15 protein-coding genes are annotated in these 17,899 nt (G+C 59.7%); 13 read left to right on the top strand and 2 right to left on the bottom strand.

Translation table 11 applies throughout. The features are described 5' to 3' along the window. Positions 1–5 precede the first annotated feature (5 nt). A complete protein-coding gene (gene hmpA, locus ABH912_RS25865; protein ID WP_429511935.1) occupies positions 6–1,187 on the bottom strand; it encodes an NO-inducible flavohemoprotein in 1,182 nt (393 codons plus the stop codon). Between the two features lie 156 nt (positions 1,188–1,343). Between hmpA and norR the strand changes: the two genes are divergently transcribed. The 5 genes from norR to ABH912_RS25840 all read left to right on the top strand — a co-directional run bounded on the left by norR (position 1,344) and on the right by ABH912_RS25840 (position 5,741). Beyond that, positions 1,344–2,894 (top strand): nitric oxide reductase transcriptional regulator NorR, encoded by a 1,551-nt coding sequence (gene norR, locus ABH912_RS25860; RefSeq protein ID WP_429511934.1) that lies wholly within the window; start codon positions 1,344–1,346, stop codon positions 2,892–2,894. Between the two features lie 256 nt (positions 2,895–3,150). After that, entirely contained in the window at positions 3,151–4,053 is a 903-nt protein-coding gene (locus tag ABH912_RS25855; RefSeq protein WP_033056437.1) for a chemotaxis protein CheV, read from the top strand. A 27-nt stretch (positions 4,054–4,080) separates the two neighbouring features. Continuing rightward, positions 4,081–4,539, top strand: a complete 459-nt coding sequence (locus tag ABH912_RS25850; RefSeq protein WP_429513164.1) for a GNAT family N-acetyltransferase — start codon at positions 4,081–4,083, stop codon at positions 4,537–4,539. A gap of 42 nt (positions 4,540–4,581) precedes the next feature. Further along, positions 4,582–4,908 (top strand): hypothetical protein, encoded by a 327-nt coding sequence (locus ABH912_RS25845; RefSeq protein ID WP_429511933.1) that lies wholly within the window; start codon positions 4,582–4,584, stop codon positions 4,906–4,908. Positions 4,909–4,991: 83 nt separating this feature from the next. Continuing rightward, a complete protein-coding gene (locus ABH912_RS25840) occupies positions 4,992–5,741 on the top strand; it encodes a YkgJ family cysteine cluster protein (RefSeq protein ID WP_429511932.1) in 750 nt (249 codons plus the stop codon). 82 nt (positions 5,742–5,823) lie between these two features. Here the strand turns inward: ABH912_RS25840 and ABH912_RS25835 are convergent, their stop codons facing one another. After that, positions 5,824–6,081, bottom strand: coding sequence for a hypothetical protein (locus tag ABH912_RS25835; protein WP_033056441.1), 258 nt, complete (start codon positions 6,079–6,081; stop codon positions 5,824–5,826). A 334-nt stretch (positions 6,082–6,415) separates the two neighbouring features. Here ABH912_RS25835 and ABH912_RS25830 point away from each other — a divergent pair, with 334 nt between their 5' ends. The 8 genes from ABH912_RS25830 (at position 6,416) to ABH912_RS25795 (ending at position 17,830) form a co-directional block, all read left to right on the top strand. Continuing rightward, entirely contained in the window at positions 6,416–7,576 is a 1,161-nt protein-coding gene (locus ABH912_RS25830) for an efflux RND transporter periplasmic adaptor subunit (RefSeq protein ID WP_429511931.1), read from the top strand. Continuing rightward, entirely contained in the window at positions 7,573–10,674 is a 3,102-nt protein-coding gene (locus ABH912_RS25825) for a multidrug efflux RND transporter permease subunit (RefSeq protein ID WP_429511930.1), read from the top strand. Before ABH912_RS25830 ends, ABH912_RS25825 begins: the two co-directional genes overlap by 4 nt. A 9-nt stretch (positions 10,675–10,683) precedes the next feature. Next, positions 10,684–11,361, top strand: a complete 678-nt coding sequence (locus ABH912_RS25820; protein WP_033056445.1) for a heavy metal response regulator transcription factor — start codon at positions 10,684–10,686, stop codon at positions 11,359–11,361. Then, positions 11,351–12,715: a heavy metal sensor histidine kinase gene (locus tag ABH912_RS25815; protein WP_429511929.1), complete on the top strand. Its 1,365-nt coding sequence runs from the start codon at positions 11,351–11,353 to the stop codon at positions 12,713–12,715. Before ABH912_RS25820 ends, ABH912_RS25815 begins: the two co-directional genes overlap by 11 nt. A gap of 117 nt (positions 12,716–12,832) precedes the next feature. After that, complete coding sequence (locus tag ABH912_RS25810; protein WP_429513162.1) at positions 12,833–13,933, top strand: IS110 family transposase; 1,101 nt, start codon at positions 12,833–12,835, stop codon at positions 13,931–13,933. A gap of 513 nt (positions 13,934–14,446) precedes the next feature. Next, a complete protein-coding gene (locus ABH912_RS25805; RefSeq protein ID WP_033061346.1) occupies positions 14,447–14,671 on the top strand; it encodes a hypothetical protein in 225 nt (74 codons plus the stop codon). A gap of 195 nt (positions 14,672–14,866) precedes the next feature. Next, positions 14,867–16,186 (top strand): OprD family porin, encoded by a 1,320-nt coding sequence (locus ABH912_RS25800; protein ID WP_429511928.1) that lies wholly within the window; start codon positions 14,867–14,869, stop codon positions 16,184–16,186. A 147-nt stretch (positions 16,187–16,333) separates the two neighbouring features. Further along, the gene (locus tag ABH912_RS25795; protein WP_033061344.1) at positions 16,334–17,830 is read left to right on the top strand and encodes a sensor domain-containing diguanylate cyclase; all 1,497 of its coding nucleotides are present in this window, start codon (positions 16,334–16,336) and stop codon (positions 17,828–17,830) included. Positions 17,831–17,899: the final 69 nt, after the last annotated feature.

Raw genomic sequence — 17,899 nt, 5'->3', positions numbered from 1 at the left:
GCGTACTATTCCAGTGCCGAAGCCGGCCCGAAGAATTCGTAACGGCTCTGCTTCTCCGGCACACCCAGCGCTTTGAGGTGACGCTTGACCGCCGACATGAAGCCTTTAGGTCCGAGGAAGTAAGCATCCAGATCGCGCTGCTGCGGCAACCACTCGCCCAGTTGCTCCTGGCTCAACAGGCCAACCTTGTTCGCCGCCGGGCTCACGCCATCATCTTCGTCGTAGCAATAGAAGCGTTTGAGTTGCGGGTGACGCTCGGCCAAGCCATCGATCCAGTCGCGGAAGGCGTGAACGCTACCGTTACGCGCGCAGTGGATAAAGTGCACCGGTCGTTCGGTCGCCAGCGCCGCTTCGAGCATCGCCAGGGTGGGAGTGATGCCGACGCCGCCGCTGATCAGCACCAACGGTTTGTCGCTGTCGGTCAGGGTGAACTCGCCCGATGGCGGGAACAGCTGAATTTTTGCGCCAACATGCAGTTGATCGTGCAGATAGTTGGAGGCGCGGCCACCGGTTTCACGCTTGACGCTGATCCGGTACTGGCCCTTGTTGGCCAAGGCCGACAGCGAATAGTTACGACGAATCTCTTCGCCATCAAGGATCAGTTTCATGCCGATGTACTGGCCTGGCTCTGCTGCCAGAATCGGGCCTTTGTCGGCCGGTTCGAAGTAGAACGAGATGATTTCCGCGCTCTCCTCCACCTTGGCCGCCACGATGAACTCCCGCGCCCCGCGCCAGCCGCCGGGTGCCTGTTCCTTCTGGTCGTAGATGCTGGTTTCGGCGCCGATCAGGATGTCGGCCAATTGACCGTAAGCAGCCCCCCAGGCGGCCATCACTTCAGGTGTGGCGATCTCGTCGCCCAGCACTTCAGAGATGGCTCGCAGCAGGCAGGAACCGACAATCGGGTAATGTTCCGGGAGGATTTGCAGGGCCACGTGCTTGTTGATGATCTTGGCCACCAGGTCGCCCAACTGGTCGAGCTGGTCGATGTGCCGCGCATACATCAAGACACCGTTCGCAAGGGCGCGCGGCTGATCACCGCTGGCCTGGTGGGCCTGGTTAAACAGCGGGCGGACTTCCGGGTACTCGGACAGCATCATGCGGTAGAAATGAGTGATCAATGCTTCGCCACCGCTTTCCAGCAAGGGCACGGTGGATTTGACGATTGCACGGTCTTGAACGCTAAGCATAAGGCGACTCCTGATCTACTTGGATTGCTAACTGACTGCCTTGTACTTATCAGTTTCCGTGCCAATAATTAAAACGTTATAAATCAACAAATTAAATTCTTTATAGTCATATCGACACACACTGACTTATAGTCATACCGACTACATGGAGTCACTATGACTGCAAAAGCCTTGCTAACCACTTTGCTGCCACTGGTCGCCGACCTGTCCCGCGAACTCCCCGAAGGCGAGCGTTATCGGCGCTTGCTTGAAGCCATGCGCGCGTTGCTCCCGTGTGATGCTGCTGCCCTGCTGCGCCTTGATGGCGAATGGCTGGTGCCACTGGCCGTCGACGGGTTGAGCACCGACACCCTCGGCCGACGCTTCAAAGTCAGCGAACACCCGCGCTTCGAAGCGCTGCTCAGCAGCCACGGCCCGACCCGTTTCGCCGCCGACAGCGACTTGCCCGACCCTTACGACGGCCTGATCGATGGCCTCGATGATCATCTGGAAGTCCACGACTGCATGGGTTGCCCGCTGTTTATCGACGAGCGCCCATGGGGTTTGCTGACCCTCGACGCACTCGATCCGGAGCGCTTCGAACCGATCGAACTGGACGCCCTGGAAGCCTTCGCCAGCCTCGCCGCCGCCACGGTCAATGCCGCCGAGCGTATCGAACGCCTGGCCAATCGTGTCGAAGACGAACATCAGCGTGCCGAGGTTTACCGACAAGCCAGCGGCCAGCAGAACCGCGAGATGATGGGCCAGAGCAAGGCCCACAAACGGCTGGTGGAAGAAATCAATCTGGTGGGCGGCAGCGATCTGACCGTGCTGATCACCGGCGAAACCGGGGTCGGCAAAGAACTGGTCGCCCAAGCCATCCACGCCGCATCGCCCCGGGCCGACAAGCCGATCATCAGCCTCAATTGCGCCGCGCTGCCGGAGACGCTGGTGGAGAGCGAATTGTTCGGCCACGTCCGCGGCGCCTTCACCGGCGCGATGAACGATCGGCGCGGCAAGTTTGAACTGGCCAATGGCGGCACGCTGTTTCTCGATGAAGTCGGTGAGCTGTCCCTGACCGTCCAGGCCAAATTGCTGCGAGTCCTGCAAAGCGGTCAATTGCAGCGATTAGGGTCGGATAAAGAACATCAGGTGGACGTACGTCTGATCGCCGCGACCAACCGCGATCTGGCCGAGGAAGTGCGCAGTGGCCGCTACCGTGCCGACTTCTATCACCGTCTGAGCGTTTATCCGTTGCTGGTGCCCGCACTGCGCGATCGTGGGCGGGATGTGCTGCTGCTCAGCGGCTATTTCCTCGAGCAGAACCGTTCACGCATGGGCCTCAACAGCCTGCGCCTGACCAACGATGCACAGGCTGCATTGCTGGCGTATGCATGGCCGGGCAATGTGCGGGAGCTGGAGCACTTGATTGGCCGTAGCGCCTTGAAGGCGCTGGGTAACTGCAAGGAGCGGCCGAAGATTCTCAGTTTGAGCGCGGCGGATCTGGATTTGCCCAATGGCAGCGTTGAGCTTGCAACCGAGCCAGTCCCTGTCAACCCTGCTGCTTTGGTCTCGGGAGACTTGCGGGCGGCGACCGAGGATTATCAGCGTCGACTGATCGACGCCTGTCTGGAACGGCACCATAACAATTGGGCGAGTGCGGCGCGTGAGCTAGGCTTGGATCGGGCGAATCTTGGAAGAATGGCCAAACGATTGGGCATGAAATGAGCGCCGCCTAACCCTTGTGGCGAGGGAGCTTGCTCCCGCTGGAGCGCGAAGCGCTCCCAAATCAGGCTCCGCCCTGTATCAGGCCGTCCGATTTTGCGACTGCTGCGCAGCCGAGCGGGAGCAAGCTCCCTCGCCACTGGGGGTTACCGTTTGGGCATTTGGCCTAAAGCCTGCCCGCAACAAGTCGATAACCCGGCATCGATAGCTGTTGGCGATCCTCGCGGTCGCTTATCACCTTTTTCCACAGAAGGTTTTTATGTCCTCAAACAAAGCCCGCGCAGATTCACTTTCGCTTCTGCTGTTTACCTTGCGCAGCGGCAAGCTGATGGCGATCAACCTGCTGAAAGTCAGTGAAATCATTCCCTGCCCGCCGCTGACCAAGCTGCCGGAGTCGCATCCCCACGTCAAAGGCATCGCCACCCTGCGCGGTGCCTCGTTGTCGGTGATCGACCTCAGCCGTGCCATCGGCGAACGACCGCTGGAAGACCCGAACGGTGGCTGCCTGATCGTCACCGATGTCAGCCGCTCCAAGCAGGGTTTGCACGTTCAAGCGGTGAGTAAGATCGTCCACTGCCTGACCACCGACATCCGTCCACCGCCCTTTGGCTCTGGCGGCGTGCGTTCGTACATCACTGGCGTGACCTCGGTCGATGGCACATTGGTACAGGTGCTGGACATCGAGAAAGTGATCCATGGCATCGCCCCGGCACAAATCGAAACGGCCCCGACCGAACTGAGCATGGAAGACGCCGAAGTACTCGGTAACGCGCGGATTCTGGTGGTCGATGACAGCCAGGTGGCGTTGCAGCAATCGGTGCACACCCTGCGCAACCTCGGCCTTCAATGCCACACCGCCCGCAGTGCCAAGGAAGCCATCGACTGCCTGTTGGACCTGCAAGGCACGGACCAGCAGATCAACCTGATCGTCTCGGACATCGAAATGTCGGAGATGGACGGTTATGCATTTACCCGAACCCTGCGCGAAACCCCGGACTTCTCGCACCTCTATGTGCTGCTGCACACCTCTTTGGACAGCGCGATGAACAGCGAAAAGGCCCGTCTTGCCGGCGCGAACGCGGTGCTGACCAAGTTCTCCTCGCCAGAACTGACCAAGTGCCTGATCGAAGCAGCCAAGGCTGTCGCTGAACAAGGTCATTGAGGCTTGAGCAAGGACTTCTGCTTTCTGATGCGGCGCAACCTCGCTGAAGTTGTGCCTACGATCACTTGGCCTCAGGGAATTGTCCTCAACGAATACCGCCCCGAACTGGCAGAAGCCGTTCATCGTTTGATGGAACTGGGTTATCAGCAAGGTGGCGGTCGCGTGCCGGCACTCGACGTCTGGCAACAGCGTTTTGAAACCGATCCTGAATATGATCCGAGCCTGTGCTTTATTGCTCTGGATGCTGAAGGTATTGTCGGCGTGTGCCAGTGCTGGACCAGCGCCTATATCAAGAACCTGGTGGTGCATCCACGGGCTCAGGGGCAAGGATTAGGACGCGCGCTGCTGCTACATGCTTTCAACATATTTCAGCAACGACGCGAAGGTTTTGTGGATTTGAAGGTGCTGGAAGACAACCTTCGGGCGCAGCGTTTGTATGAAAACGCCGGAATGCTTGTGATCCGCCGGGAACCGGTCCCCACCTGACATACTCAGACCTTGGTCAATACCCGCCCAAGGATGCCGAACATGAAAGTCTGGACCCTTACCCTCCTCTGCCTGGCCGCCCTCGCCACCCAGGCCAACGCTTCCAGCCCCGACGCCTGGGCCGCTTACGACAAAGCGGTGCTCGCCAGTTGCACCAAGGCCAGTGGCTTGAAAAATGCCAAACCCGTCGGCAACGCCGCGCAGTTCGATGACCGGGTTGGCTACACCGCTCTTCTGTTGCAAGGCCAATACCCGCAAAAACACATGAAAGGCCAGCAAGGCACCGAACTGTGTCTCTACAACAAGAAAAGCAAATCCGCTTACGTCACCGAATGGGACTCCATCCGCCCCACCGCCAAGGCGCAGTAACTGGCGCATAACTTGCTTCGACAGTGGCCTTTGCGGCGGCAATCTGTCGCCGTTTCATGTCCTTTTATGCGACTGGCCGTTCAATGAATACGACGTTTTCCTGCGTAGGTTGTGGCAAATGCTGCAACGACCACCACGTGCCGCTGACTCTGCCCGAAGCCCGGATGTGGGCGGCCGATGGCGGTCAAGTGATCGTGCTGGTGGAAGGTTTCCTGGGCAATGGCCTGGGCCTGCCCATGCAACAACGCGATCACGCCGAACGCCGTTCGGTGAGGGTTCGAAGCGGCGCATCCGAGGCGTTCATAGCGATCACCTTTGCCGCGTACAACGTCGGCCCTTGCCGGAATCTTGACGAAGACAACCTCTGCCGCATCTACGAACGCCGGCCGCTGGTGTGCCGCATCTATCCGATGGAAATCAATCCGCACATTCCCCTGAACACTGCCGTTAAGGAATGTCCGCCCGAGTCGTGGGAAAAGGGACCGGATCTGATTGTGGGAGGCGAATTGGTGGATCAGGAACTGGCCGGATTAATCCAGCGTTCCCGTCAGGCGGATCGCGATGACATTCAGACCAAGGAGGCGATTTGCGCGCTGCTGGGGATTCGGACTACAGCGCTGAAGGGCGATGGCTTTACTGCTTATCTGCCGGACATGACGGCGTTTGCGATGGCCATCGATCAGGTTGCGGCGCAGCCATTGGCTGAGTCAGGCGCTGACTGGCTGTTTCATGTGTCGGGTGAGGACATTGCCGGGCAAGTGCAGGCGACGGGCGCGCAAGTGGCGACGGATACGCCAGTGAACTATGCGTTTATTTCGTTGCGGGCGGCTTGATCCAGAAGGTGTATTGCCTTTGATGGCTTCTTCGCGAGCAAGCTCGCGAAGACGGTAGATCAGGCACCGCAGCGTTTAAAACTCAGCGCTTACCCATCGAACGACGAGTACCGGGAGGCGCTGCGCCCGGGGTCTTGGTATGGCCGTTCTTGGCGCCGTTCTTGTACCAGGGCTGGCTGGCGTTCTTCGCTGCGGCCAGGTCGCCCGGCTTGAACGGGAACTTGAACGCCGGGATCCCGGCTTTGGTTTCGCTGTCTGCGCTGGAGTCGACGCTGTCTGGCAGGTCTGCCTGGTCGTCGCTCAAAGCGTCGGCAACCGGCGGTTGTGTCGGGGAAGTCATGAAAGCTCCGGGTGATGCAATAGAGTCGGGCCCGGTCAGCGAGCCGCGAAAGGCGGCAGTATACCTGTCTCGGGAGCCGCAAGCTTCAAGCAGCGAGCGAGTCCGTCGGGTTTTGCGTTGACGGCGCTGACGTCTTCGCGAATGGATACCGGAAGGAAGGAACGCCAAGCCTAAGCGAGGGGCCGGACGCTCGGGGGGATCGGCGTCGACCCGCAGAGGTCCAAACTGACAGCGCCGTCAGTTAGCAGTCACCTTCCTGACGGGCGAACAGGTTTATAAAGGGAGGTATAAACCGGAAAAAACTCCGACCACCCAGCCCCGGCGCCCCACTCGCATGCGAATTCAGAAAAAACCCGCCCTGCTCGCCGCCCTTCTGATCGTTCTGGCAGCGCTGGGGCTGTGGTACGCCATCAAGCCCGCTACCACCAAACTGACCGCGCCCTCTGCGATCCCCGTTCGGGTAGTGAACGTCGTCGAAAAAGACGTCCCCCGCTACGTCAGCGGCATCGGCTCGGTGCTGTCCCTGCACAGCGTTGTAGTGCGCCCGCAAATCGACGGCATCCTCACCAAAATCCTGGTCAAGGAAGGCCAACTGGTGAACAAAGGTGACCTGCTCGCCACCATCGACGACCGCTCGATCCGCGCCAGCCTCGATCAGGCCCGGGCGCAACTCGGCGAAAGCCAGGCGCAACTGCAAGTCGCGCTGGTCAACCTCAAACGCTACAAGCTACTGAGCGTGGACGACGGCGTATCCAAACAGACTTATGACCAGCAACAGGCGTTGGTCAACCAACTCAAAGCCACCGCCCAAGGTAACCAGGCCTCGATCGACGCCGCTCAAGTGCAGCTCTCCTACACACAGATTCGCTCCCCGGTGACCGGTCGCGTCGGTATTCGCACGGTAGATGAAGGCAACTTCCTGCGCATGACCGACGCTCAAGGCCTGTTCACGGTGACCCAGATCGACCCGATCGCCGTGGAGTTCTCCCTGCCACAGCAAATGCTGCCGACCCTGCAGGGTCTGATCAACGATCCGGAACATGCTCAGGTGAAGGCCTACATCGGCGCCGACACCGACGGCGAAACCGGCAATCTGCTGGGCGAGGGTCATTTGACCCTGATCGACAACCAGATCAACGCCAACACCGGGACCATCCGCGCCAAGGCTGAATTCAACAATGCCGGGCAGAAACTCTGGCCGGGCTTGCTGGTGACGGTAAAAATTCAGACAGCGCTGGATAAAGATGCGCTGGTGGTGCCACCCACTGTCGTACAACGCGGCCTCGATCAACATTTTGTCTACCGGGTCAACGGTGACAAGGTCGAAACCGTGCAAGTGCAGATGGTCCACCAAGGCAGCGGCCAGGACATCATCAAAGGCGTCAAACCGGGCGACGTACTGGTCAGCGACGGCCAGTCGCGGCTCAAGCCCGGTTCGACGGTCCAGGTCCTGAGTGATCCACCGCAAGTGGTGCAATCGGAGCCGAAACCATGAAGGGCCATGGCTCGGTCTCTGCCTGGTGCATCGACCATCCGGTTGCGACCATTCTGCTGACCTTTGCGCTGGTGCTGCTCGGTGTCATCGCCTTCCCGCGCCTGCCCATCGCGCCGTTGCCGGAAGCCGAATTCCCGACCATCCAGGTCGCCGCACAATTGCCCGGCGCCAGCCCGGAGACCATGGCTTCGTCGGTGGCCACGCCGCTTGAAGTGCAATTCAGCGCCATCCCGGGCGTGACCCAGATGACCTCGAGCAGCGCGCTGGGCTCGACCAACCTGACCCTGCAATTCACCCTCGACAAAAGCATCGACACCGCCGCTCAGGAGGTCCAGGCCGCGATCAACACCGCCGCCGGCAAGCTGCCCAAAGACATGCCGACACTGCCGACGTGGCGCAAGGTCAACCCGGCCGACAGCCCGGTGCTGATCCTCAGCGTCAACTCGACGCAAATGCCCGGTACCGAACTCAGCGACCTGGTCGAAACCCTACTCTCGCGTCAGATCAGCCAGATCGACGGTGTAGGCCAAATCAACATTACCGGTCAGCAACGTCCGGCGATCCGCGTACAGGCCTCGGCGGACAAACTTGCGGCCATCGGCCTGACCCTGGCAGACATTCGTCTGGCAATCCAAAACACCAGCCTCAACCTGGCCAAAGGTGCGCTGTATGGCGAGTCGAGCATTTCGACGCTGTCGACCAACGACCAGTTGTTCCACCCCGAGGAATACAGCCAACTCATCGTTTCCTACAAGGACGGCGCCCCGGTTCATCTCAAGGATGTGGCGAAAGTCGTCAACGGTTCGGAAGATGCCTACGTGCAAGCCTGGGCCGGTGATAAGCCTGGGGTGAACCTGGTCATTTCCCGGCAACCGGGCGCCAACATCGTCGAAACCGTGGATCGCATCCAGGCCGCCTTGCCCGGTCTCGAAGCCATGCTACCCGCCTCGGTGCAGGTCAAGGTGCTGGTCGATCGCACCCAAACCATCCGCGCCTCCCTGCACGAAGTGGAAGTCACCCTGCTGATCGCGATCATGCTGGTGGTGGCGGTGATGGCGCTGTTCCTGCGCCAGTGGTCGGCGACCCTGATCGTGTCCTCCGTGTTGGGTGTTTCGCTGATCGCCAGTTTCGCCCTGATGTACATCATGGGTTTCAGCCTGAACAACCTGACACTGGTGGCGATCGTGGTGGCCGTGGGGTTTGTGGTCGATGATGCGATTGTGGTGGTGGAGAACATTCACCGTCATCTGGAGGCTGGCGACGGCATGCGCGAGGCGGCGATCAAAGGTGCCGGCGAGATTGGTTTTACCGTGGTCTCGATCAGTTTCTCGCTGGTGGCGGCGTTCATTCCGCTGCTGTTCATGGGCGGTGTGGTCGGACGGCTGTTCAAGGAATTCGCCCTGACCGCCACTTCGACCATCATGATTTCGGTGGTGGTCTCGCTAACCTTGGCGCCGACGCTCGCCGCGCTGTTCATGCGTGCGCCAGTGCATCACGCCCACGGCAAAAAAACCTTTGGCGAACGCTTGCTGGCAGGCTATGAAAAACTTCTGCGCCGGGCCCTCGCCCACCAGAAGCTGATGATCGGCGTGTTCGGCCTGTCCCTCGGTCTGGCCATCGCCGGTTACATCTTTATCCCCAAAGGCTTCTTCCCGGTGCAAGACACCGGTTTTGTCCTCGGCACCACTGAAGCCGCCGCTGATATTTCCTACGGCGACATGGTGAAAAAACACCTGGCGATGGCCGAAATCGTCGCGGCGGATCCGGCGGTTCAAGCGTTTTCCCACTCCGTGGGCGTCTCCGGCAGTAACCAGACCATCGCCAACGGTCGCTTCTGGATCTCCCTGAAAAAACGCGGCGACCGCGACGTCTCTGCCAGCCAGTTCATCGACCGGATTCGTCCGCAACTGATGAAAGTCCCGGGCATTGTGCTGTACCTGCGCGCCGGGCAGGACATCAACCTCAGCTCCGGCCCGAGCCGCGCGCAGTACCAATACGTGCTCAAGAGCAACGACGGCGCGACCCTCAGCACCTGGACCCAGCGCCTCACGGAAAAACTGCGCGCCAACCCGGCGTTCCGCGACATTTCCAACGACCTGCAACTGGGCGGCAGCATCACCCACATCAGCATCGACCGCAGCGCCGCCGCGCGTTTTGGCCTGACCGCCAGTGATGTCGATGAAGCGTTGTACGACGCCTTCGGTCAGCGGCAAATCAACGAATTCCAGACGCAGATCAACCAGTACAACGTGATTCTGGAACTGGACACCAAGCAGCGCGGCAAGGCCGAAAGCCTCAACTATTTCTACCTGCGCTCGCCGCTGAGCGGGGAAATGGTGCCGCTGTCGGCCCTGGCGAAATTCGACGCGCCAACGGTCGGTCCGCTGTCCATCGCCCATGACGGCATGTTCCCGGCGGCCAACCTGTCGTTCAACCTCGCGCCCGGTGTGGCGCTGGGCGATGCGGTGATCATGCTCAACCAGGCCAAGGCCGAAATCGGCATGCCGGCCGCCATGAGCGGCAACTTCCAGGGCGCGGCCCAGGCGTTCCAGAGTTCGCTGGCCAGCCAGCCATGGCTGATCCTGGCGGCGCTGGTGGCGGTGTACATCATTCTTGGCGTGCTGTACGAGAGCTTCGTGCATCCGCTGACGATCATCTCGACGCTGCCGTCGGCGGGGCTCGGCGCGGTGATCATGCTGTGGATTTGCGGGCAGGACTTTTCGATCATGGCGCTGATCGGGCTGGTGCTGCTGATCGGGATCGTGAAGAAGAACGGCATCCTGATGATCGACTTCGCCCTCGAAGCCCAACGCAAGGGCGGACTGCCGCCGGAAGAAGCGATCTACCAGGCCTGTATCACGCGATTCCGGCCCATCATCATGACCACCCTCGCCGCCCTGCTCGGCGCGCTGCCCTTGATGCTCGGCTACGGCACCGGCGCCGAACTGCGCCAGCCCTTGGGGATCGCGGTGGTCGGCGGCTTGCTGGTGAGCCAGGCGCTGACGTTGTTCACCACTCCGGTCATATACTTGTGGCTGGAGCGGCTTTTCCATAAGCCCAAACCCGCACCGATGCCGGCGCTGGCAACCACAGACTGAGGCGGGGTCATGCGCGTTCTGATTATCGAAGACGAGGAAAAAACCGCGGATTATCTGCACCGCGGCCTGACGGAACAGGGTTACACCGTGGACCTGGCGCGCGATGGCGTCGAAGGCCTGCACCTGGCGCTGGAAAGCGACTACGCGGTGATCGTCCTCGACGTCATGCTGCCGGGCCTCGACGGCTTCGGCGTACTGCGCGCATTACGTGCGCGCAAGCAAACCCCGGTGATCATGCTCACCGCCCGCGAGCGTGTGGAGGATCGGATCAAAGGCCTGCGCGACGGTGCCGACGATTACCTTGGCAAACCGTTTTCCTTCCTCGAACTGGTGGCGCGCCTGCAAGCGCTGACCCGGCGCAGCGGCGGTCATGAACCGGTGCAAGTGAGCATCGCCGACCTATGGATAGATTTGATCAGCCGCAAAGCCACCCGAGCCGGCACGCGCCTGGACCTGACCGCCAAGGAGTTCTCGCTGCTCAGCGTATTGGCCCGCCGGCAAGGTGAAATCCTTTCGAAAACCGCCATCGCCGAAATGGTCTGGGACATCAATTTCGACAGCGACGCCAACGTTGTCGAAGTCGCGATCAAACGCTTGCGAGCGAAGCTCGACGGACCGTTCGAAGAGAAACTGCTGCACACGATTCGTGGCATGGGTTATGTGCTGGAGAGCCGTGGTGTCCAGTAACTCGATTGCCCTGCGCCTCAGTGGAATGTTCACGCTGGTGGCGCTTTTAGTGTTTTTGTTGATCGGCTGGGCGCTGTATCAGCAGGTCGACAAAGGCCTGGGTTTGCTGCCCGAGGCCGAGCTGGACGCGCGCTACAGCGTGCTCGAATCCACGGTCGGGCGTTACGGCACACCTGAGCATTGGGTGAAGATCAACAACAAGCTCAAGCTGCTCGGTGAAGAAGACAAGCGCATCAGTTTCTGGATCATCAGCGGCGATCCGAACTACGAATACGGCAACCTGACGCCGCAGATCCGCGCCTTTGCCGAAGGGCCGCTGGGCACGCGTGACTTGCAACTGCCGGATCACCCTTATCCGCTGAAAGTGCTGGTCAGCCAGTTCCCGGCCAAGGATCAACGCCCGCCGTTGCGATTCATGATCGGCATCGACACTGAGACGTTTTTACAGACTCAGCACCATTTGCTGATCGCGCTGATCAGCCTGGCGATCATCGGCGTGTTGTTGGCGTCGGCCCTCGGTTATTGGGTGGCGCGGATCGGCCTCAAACCGCTGATCAAGTTGTCCCAGGAAGCCCAGCGACTGGCCCCGCCGCTGTTGTCCGGCCGCCTGCAATTGTCGCCTCTGCCGCCGGAACTGAATCAGTTCGTGAATTCGTTTAACTCGACACTGGAGCGGGTCGAACAGGCTTACTCGCGCCTTGAGTCGTTCAACGCTGACGTCGCTCATGAACTTCGCTCGCCGCTGACCAACCTGATCGGCCAGACCCAAGTTGCGCTGACTCGCGGGCGCTCTGCGGAACACTATTTTGAAGTGCTGCAATCGAACCTTGAAGAGCTTGAGCGACTGCGCTCAATCATCAACGACATGCTGTTTCTCGCCAGCGCGGATCAGGGCAGCAAAGCGACCAAACTGACCTCCACCTCACTGGCGGATGAAGTGGCGACGACGCTGGAGTATCTGGATTTCATCCTTGAAGACGCGCAGGTTCAGGTGCAGGTCAGTGGTGACGCGCAGGTGCGGATCGAGATCGCTCATCTGCGCCGGGCGTTGATCAACTTGCTCAGTAACGCAGTGCAACACACTGAACCCGGGCAGGTGATTCAGGTGCGGATCGAAGTTGAGGAACATCAGGTCAGCATCGGGGTTGCGAACCCGGGGTCGCCGATTGCCAATGAGCATTTGTCGCGGCTGTTTGAGCGTTTTTATCGGGTCGATGCGTCGCGCAGCAACAGTGGTAACAACCATGGGCTGGGGTTGGCGATCGTCAAGGCGATTGCGTTGATGCATGGGGGGGATGTGTTTGTGCGCAGTGATCATGGGATGAATACGTTTGGGATTCATCTTCCGGTTTAACCCCAACGCGATGCCCGGGCCGCACCGGTCCTGTAATTGAATGGACTCGCCCAAGCCGAGGCGTCTGTGCGCCACGGTGGCATTCTTATAGAAGCCAACGACAGCGAGGGCGAGGCCATGAAAAAGCATACGACGATCAATCAGTCTTTGTCAGCCGATGTGGTGGCATGCACCACCGTTGCGGTGGATCTTGCCAAAAGGGTCTTTCAGCTGGCCGGGGAGGATGCCCTCGGCCGGGTGTTGTTCGAGGATCGAATCAAGTCACGCGAGGCCTTCCAGGCATTTCTTCATAAACTTCCCGCGAGCGTGACGGTGTTGGTGGAAACCGGGCCAGGCGCTCAGGCCTGGGGACGATTGCTGCAAACGCAGGGCAATCCAGTCCGCATCCTCCCGGCCCAGCTGGTTGCCAATCATCGCAGCGGCCCGAAAAACGATCGCAACGATGCATTGGCGATCTTGCGCGCAGGCCGCGATATCAAGATTTCGGCCGTGCCGCTCAAGAGTGCGGCGGCGCTGGCGATGCAGGCTTTGCATCGGGCTCGGCAGGGCTATGTTCGGCGGCGCACGGCGGTCGGCAATCAGATGCGCGGGTTACTGCTGGAACATGGCGTGGCCCTGGCGCAGGGCGAAACAGCTGTCAGCCAGCTCGTGCCTCGGATACTGGAAGATGCCACCCAACCGTTGCCCGATTTACTGCGCGAACTGATCGCCGAACTGTTGGGCGAATGGAGCCAACTGGGCGAGCGCGTCAACGTGCTGACCGGTCGGCTGGAAACGGCCGCGAAGGAGGACGAGACGGCGAAGCGGCTGATGACGGTGCGCGGCGTTGGTCCGATCATCGCCACGGCGCTGTTGGCCAAGCAGACCCAGCCTGAACGCTTTGCCAACGCCCGCTTGTTCGCCGCCTACTTCGGGTTGGTGCCCAGCCAGCACAGCACTGGCGAGAAGGTTCGGCTGGGCAAGATGAGCAAACATGGCGATGCTTACTTGCGCAGTCTGACGATCCAGGGTGCCCACGCCGTCTTGAAACAGCTACGACCCGATTCACAGCAGCCGGACGACCAACGTCTCCAGCGCTGGATCTCTCGTCTGGGTCGCAAGGAAGCGGCGGTGCGATTGGCCAACCGCAACCTGCGCATCCTCTGGGTGCTACTGCAAAACGACCAGACTTATCGTCGCCAGCCGGGCGCTGCGCCGGAGGCTGCGATGAGTCACTGATCACTGAGTTCTGCCACCGGGGCGTTAAGCGCTCCAACCCATGCTAAGAACATTGACCCCAGGTCAGACCGTCGCGGATTGATGCCTGAGCTGCTACTGGCCCTCGAGGCCTTACTGTAATCGGCATACCGCGAGCTTACCCAATGTTGGCCAGAAGCCGCTCAAGACTTCCTCGAACAGGCCTCATACATAGATGCAACCGGGTAGCAGTGTTCAAAAGCAGGTTGAATGTGGGGGCGAGTCCATACATAGCAGCTGGCGAAGCCTGCGTCCGGCTGCGAAGCAGTCGTAAACCCTACACACGCGGTCTATCTGACAGACCGCAGCGCCTGATCTCGCGACTGCTTCGCAGCCGGACGCAGGCTTCGCCAGCTGCTACAGGTTCGGGTGCCGGCCTCACAACTGTTGCCTTAAGCGCAACAGTCCTTTCATGAATCCGCTCTTTTTCCCCTCTCCAATCCCCCTTATCTTTGCCGCACCAAACAGCACTTGCCAAGCAAGAAGGTTTTAAAGATGTCCAACACTATGGGTATTGCCAGCGCTTTCGTTTTGTCTTCTTTGTTTCTGTCTCCGTTCGCCAACGCTGAAGAGTCGCAGTCATTCGTTGCGCACAATTCCGCACGCGCTGCTGCATTCGAACAGTATCAGAGCGAAATGACGGCCAAGGCTCAGGAAGCTGCGCAAACCCCTCAAGCGTCGAGCACTCAGGCCCAGCCACGGGTTGAGAAAGACAGCTGATTATTAAGTATCGCTCTGTTTCCCTCGACACTTTTCATCGGCTCTTCCCTTTGAATAGTTGTCTTCAAAGCCGCTGCTATCAGCGGCTTTTTTTCGTTGTGGTTTTAAACAGCTTCAGTTCGTCTTCCCTAACAAGAAACATCCGGAGTCTTAAAACAATGAGGCTCTCAGTTGACCCAAGGAGCTTTACCGCTAGTGCGTTTCCCTCTTAGATTCAGCCCGTTATTCATTGCAATCACTGCAACGGTGGCGCCTGCGGCTCACGCCGCAGACGCCTCGAACGCCGAAGGTTTTGTCGAAGGCTCAAGCCTCAACTTCAACGCCCGCAACTACTACATGAACCGCAACCGCCTGCAGCAGACGGACGACAACATTGAATGGGGCCAGGGTTTCCTCGGCCTCTTCGAATCGGGTTACACCCAAGGCATCGTCGGTTTCGGCGTTGATGCCCACGCCATGCTCGGGCTCAAGCTCGACGGCGGTGGCGGTACCGACGGGTCGAGCATCCTGCCGATCAGCGATGGCAACGGCAAAGCGCCGGGCTCGTTCTCGACGGCGGGCGGTACGCTGAAAATGCGTGTCTTCGATACCGAACTGAAGGCCGGTGACTTGTTTCTCGCCAACCCGGTGATCGCCGGCGGTGAAACACGCATGCTGCCCCAGACCTTTCGCGGCGTCAGCCTGACCAACCACAGTTTCGACGGCTGGATGATTGAAGGTGGCCAGGCGAGTTTCACCAAGCCTTACAACCAGAGCGGACACACCCGAATCGGCACATCCTACGGCAGCCTGGCCGACGGTGACGAAAGCCGGCACCTGAACTGGGCCGGTGTCGCCTGGAGCGGTCTGCCGGGGCTGACCAGCAGCCTCTATGCTTCCGAGCTCAAGGACATCTGGAACCAGTATTACTACGATCTGGACTACACCTACGCGCTGAACGACCTGGTCAGCTTCAACCCGGGGCTGCACTTCTATCACACGCAAGACACCGGCAATGCGCTGCTGGGCAACATCGACAACAACACCTACAGCCTGCATTTCACCGTCGGCGTGGGTAATCACAGCGTTACCGCCGCCTATCAGCGGGTCAATGGCAACACGCCGTTCGACTACATCAGCCAGGGCGACAGCGTCTACCTCGACAATTCACAGCAGTATTCGGACTTCAACGGCCCGAACGAACGCTCATGGAAACTCAAGTACGCCTACGATTTTGTCGGGCTCGGCCTGCCCGGCCTGACTTCGGCGGTGTCTTACTCCCGAGGTGAGCTGGACCTGACCAAAGTCGATCCGGAAAGCCCCGGTTATGCCTCGTGGTTCAGCGCTGACGGCAAAAACGCCAAGCACTGGGAACGCGACATTGATCTCAAGTATGTGGTTCAGGGCGGCAAGGCCAAAGACCTGGCGCTGCGTCTGCAATGGGCGACCAACCGTGGCGGCAACGGCTACGGCGTGCTGGATCAGGACACCGATGAATACCGGGTGATCGTCGACTACCCGCTCAATGTCTTCTAAGCTTCAATAAGCAAAAGGCCAGCATGTTTTGCTGGCCTTTTTTTTATCCGGGATTTATACAGGCGCTCCAAACGCAAACGGCTTCCGGGATTCTGCCTGAGTCTTGCAAAACACTTTCATAACGCCTCATTAGCAGAAGTCAGAACCATGAGTGTGAGCAGCGCGACATCTCACCATCCGATCCGGTCGACGCGATCGGAGCGGCTTCTGGTTCTCGGCAGTTTGGTACTGGTGATTGCGATATTGAGCATCGTGGCATTCCTGCTCATTCGCGAACGCGCCAATGCTGAACAGTCTGCCACTCGTGCAGCAACCAATATCGTGCAATTGATCGACGCCGACGTGCTGCGCAATGTCGAGCTCTATGACCTTTCCCTGCTCGGCTTGATCGCGGCCTCGCAGCGAGAAGACCTCAAGTACGTCTCCCCGACTATCCGCCATCTGGCCTTGTTTGACCGTGCCACTGCCGCGCCGTACAAGGGCGATATTTTGTTGCTGGACAACAAGGGCGACGTGATCGCCGACTCGGCCTCGGTAGAGCCCAGAAAGGGCAATTATGCTGACCGCGAGTATTTTCAGTCGCACGTGACCAATCGTGATCCGAGCATGCTCATCAGCCGTCCCTTCCGCTCCAGACAGGCTGAACATGAATGGCGAATCAGCTTCAGTCGCCGGGTCAGCGGCTCACAGGGCGAATTCCTCGGCGTGGCCGAAGCCGCCATGCGCCTGAGTTATTTCGATCAACTGTTCAACAGCTTGAGCATCGGTCGTGACAGCTCGGTCAACCTGATCAGCACGGACGGGATTCTTCTGGCTCAGGAACCCCGCCTGGCCGAAGAGCTGATAGGCAAGGACTTCAGCGACCGTCCCAACTTCCAGCGCATCGTCAAAGAAGGCAACGGCAGCTTCACCGGTGTTTCAAGCCGCTATAAGGACAAACGCCTGTACACGTTCTCCAAGGTGGGCAACTTGCCGTTGATCGTCATCGTTGCACTGTCCAGTGATGAAGTGTTTGCCTCGTGGAAGCGCACGGCGGTAGTGGTTAGCGTTGCGACTACGGCGCTGTGTATCGGCTTGCTCTGGCTGACGTGGCTACTCAGCCGGGAACTGCGCCTGCGCCACAACGCCGAACAGGAGCTGGCGCAACTGGCGGCCACCGATGCCTTGACCGGCCTGGCCAACCGCCGAACGCTGGATCAGGTCCTGCGTCATGAGTGGTTCCGCGCTCAACGTTCTGGCCAGCCATTGTCGCTGCTGATGATTGATGCCGACCATTTCAAGGCGTTCAACGATCGTCATGGGCATCAGGCTGGCGATGATGCGTTGCGCTCGCTGGCCAAGGTGATCTCCGACAATGTGAGGCGACCCGCTGATCTGGTCGCCCGTTACGGCGGCGAGGAGTTTTCGGTGATTCTCGCGGAAACCGACAGCCAGGGTGCGCAACAGATTGCCGAACGCATCCGCGCGACAGTGGAGCAATTGCCGAGGGTGGCAGGTGCCGAGTCGCCGATTACTGTCAGTATCGGTATCAGTACCTGGACCACCTCCGCCGAGATCAGTCTGGAACAGCTATTGTTTGCAGCGGACAAGGCGCTGTATCAGGCCAAGGAAAGTGGGCGTAATCGGGTGGTCGCTGCGGATTGAGGCCTTTCCCGCAGGCATAAAAAAAGGCCACCCGAAGGTAGCCTTTAAAAAACTAGAGAGGTTTTTTAC

Origin of the sequence: Pseudomonas sp. BT76 TE3572, from assembly GCF_050435365.1 — a bacterium.
Lineage (GTDB): Bacteria > Pseudomonadota > Gammaproteobacteria > Pseudomonadales > Pseudomonadaceae > Aquipseudomonas > Aquipseudomonas fluorescens_W.
The sequence above is the reverse complement of the archived record's forward strand: the minus strand, read 5'-3'. Positions and strand labels throughout refer to the sequence as shown.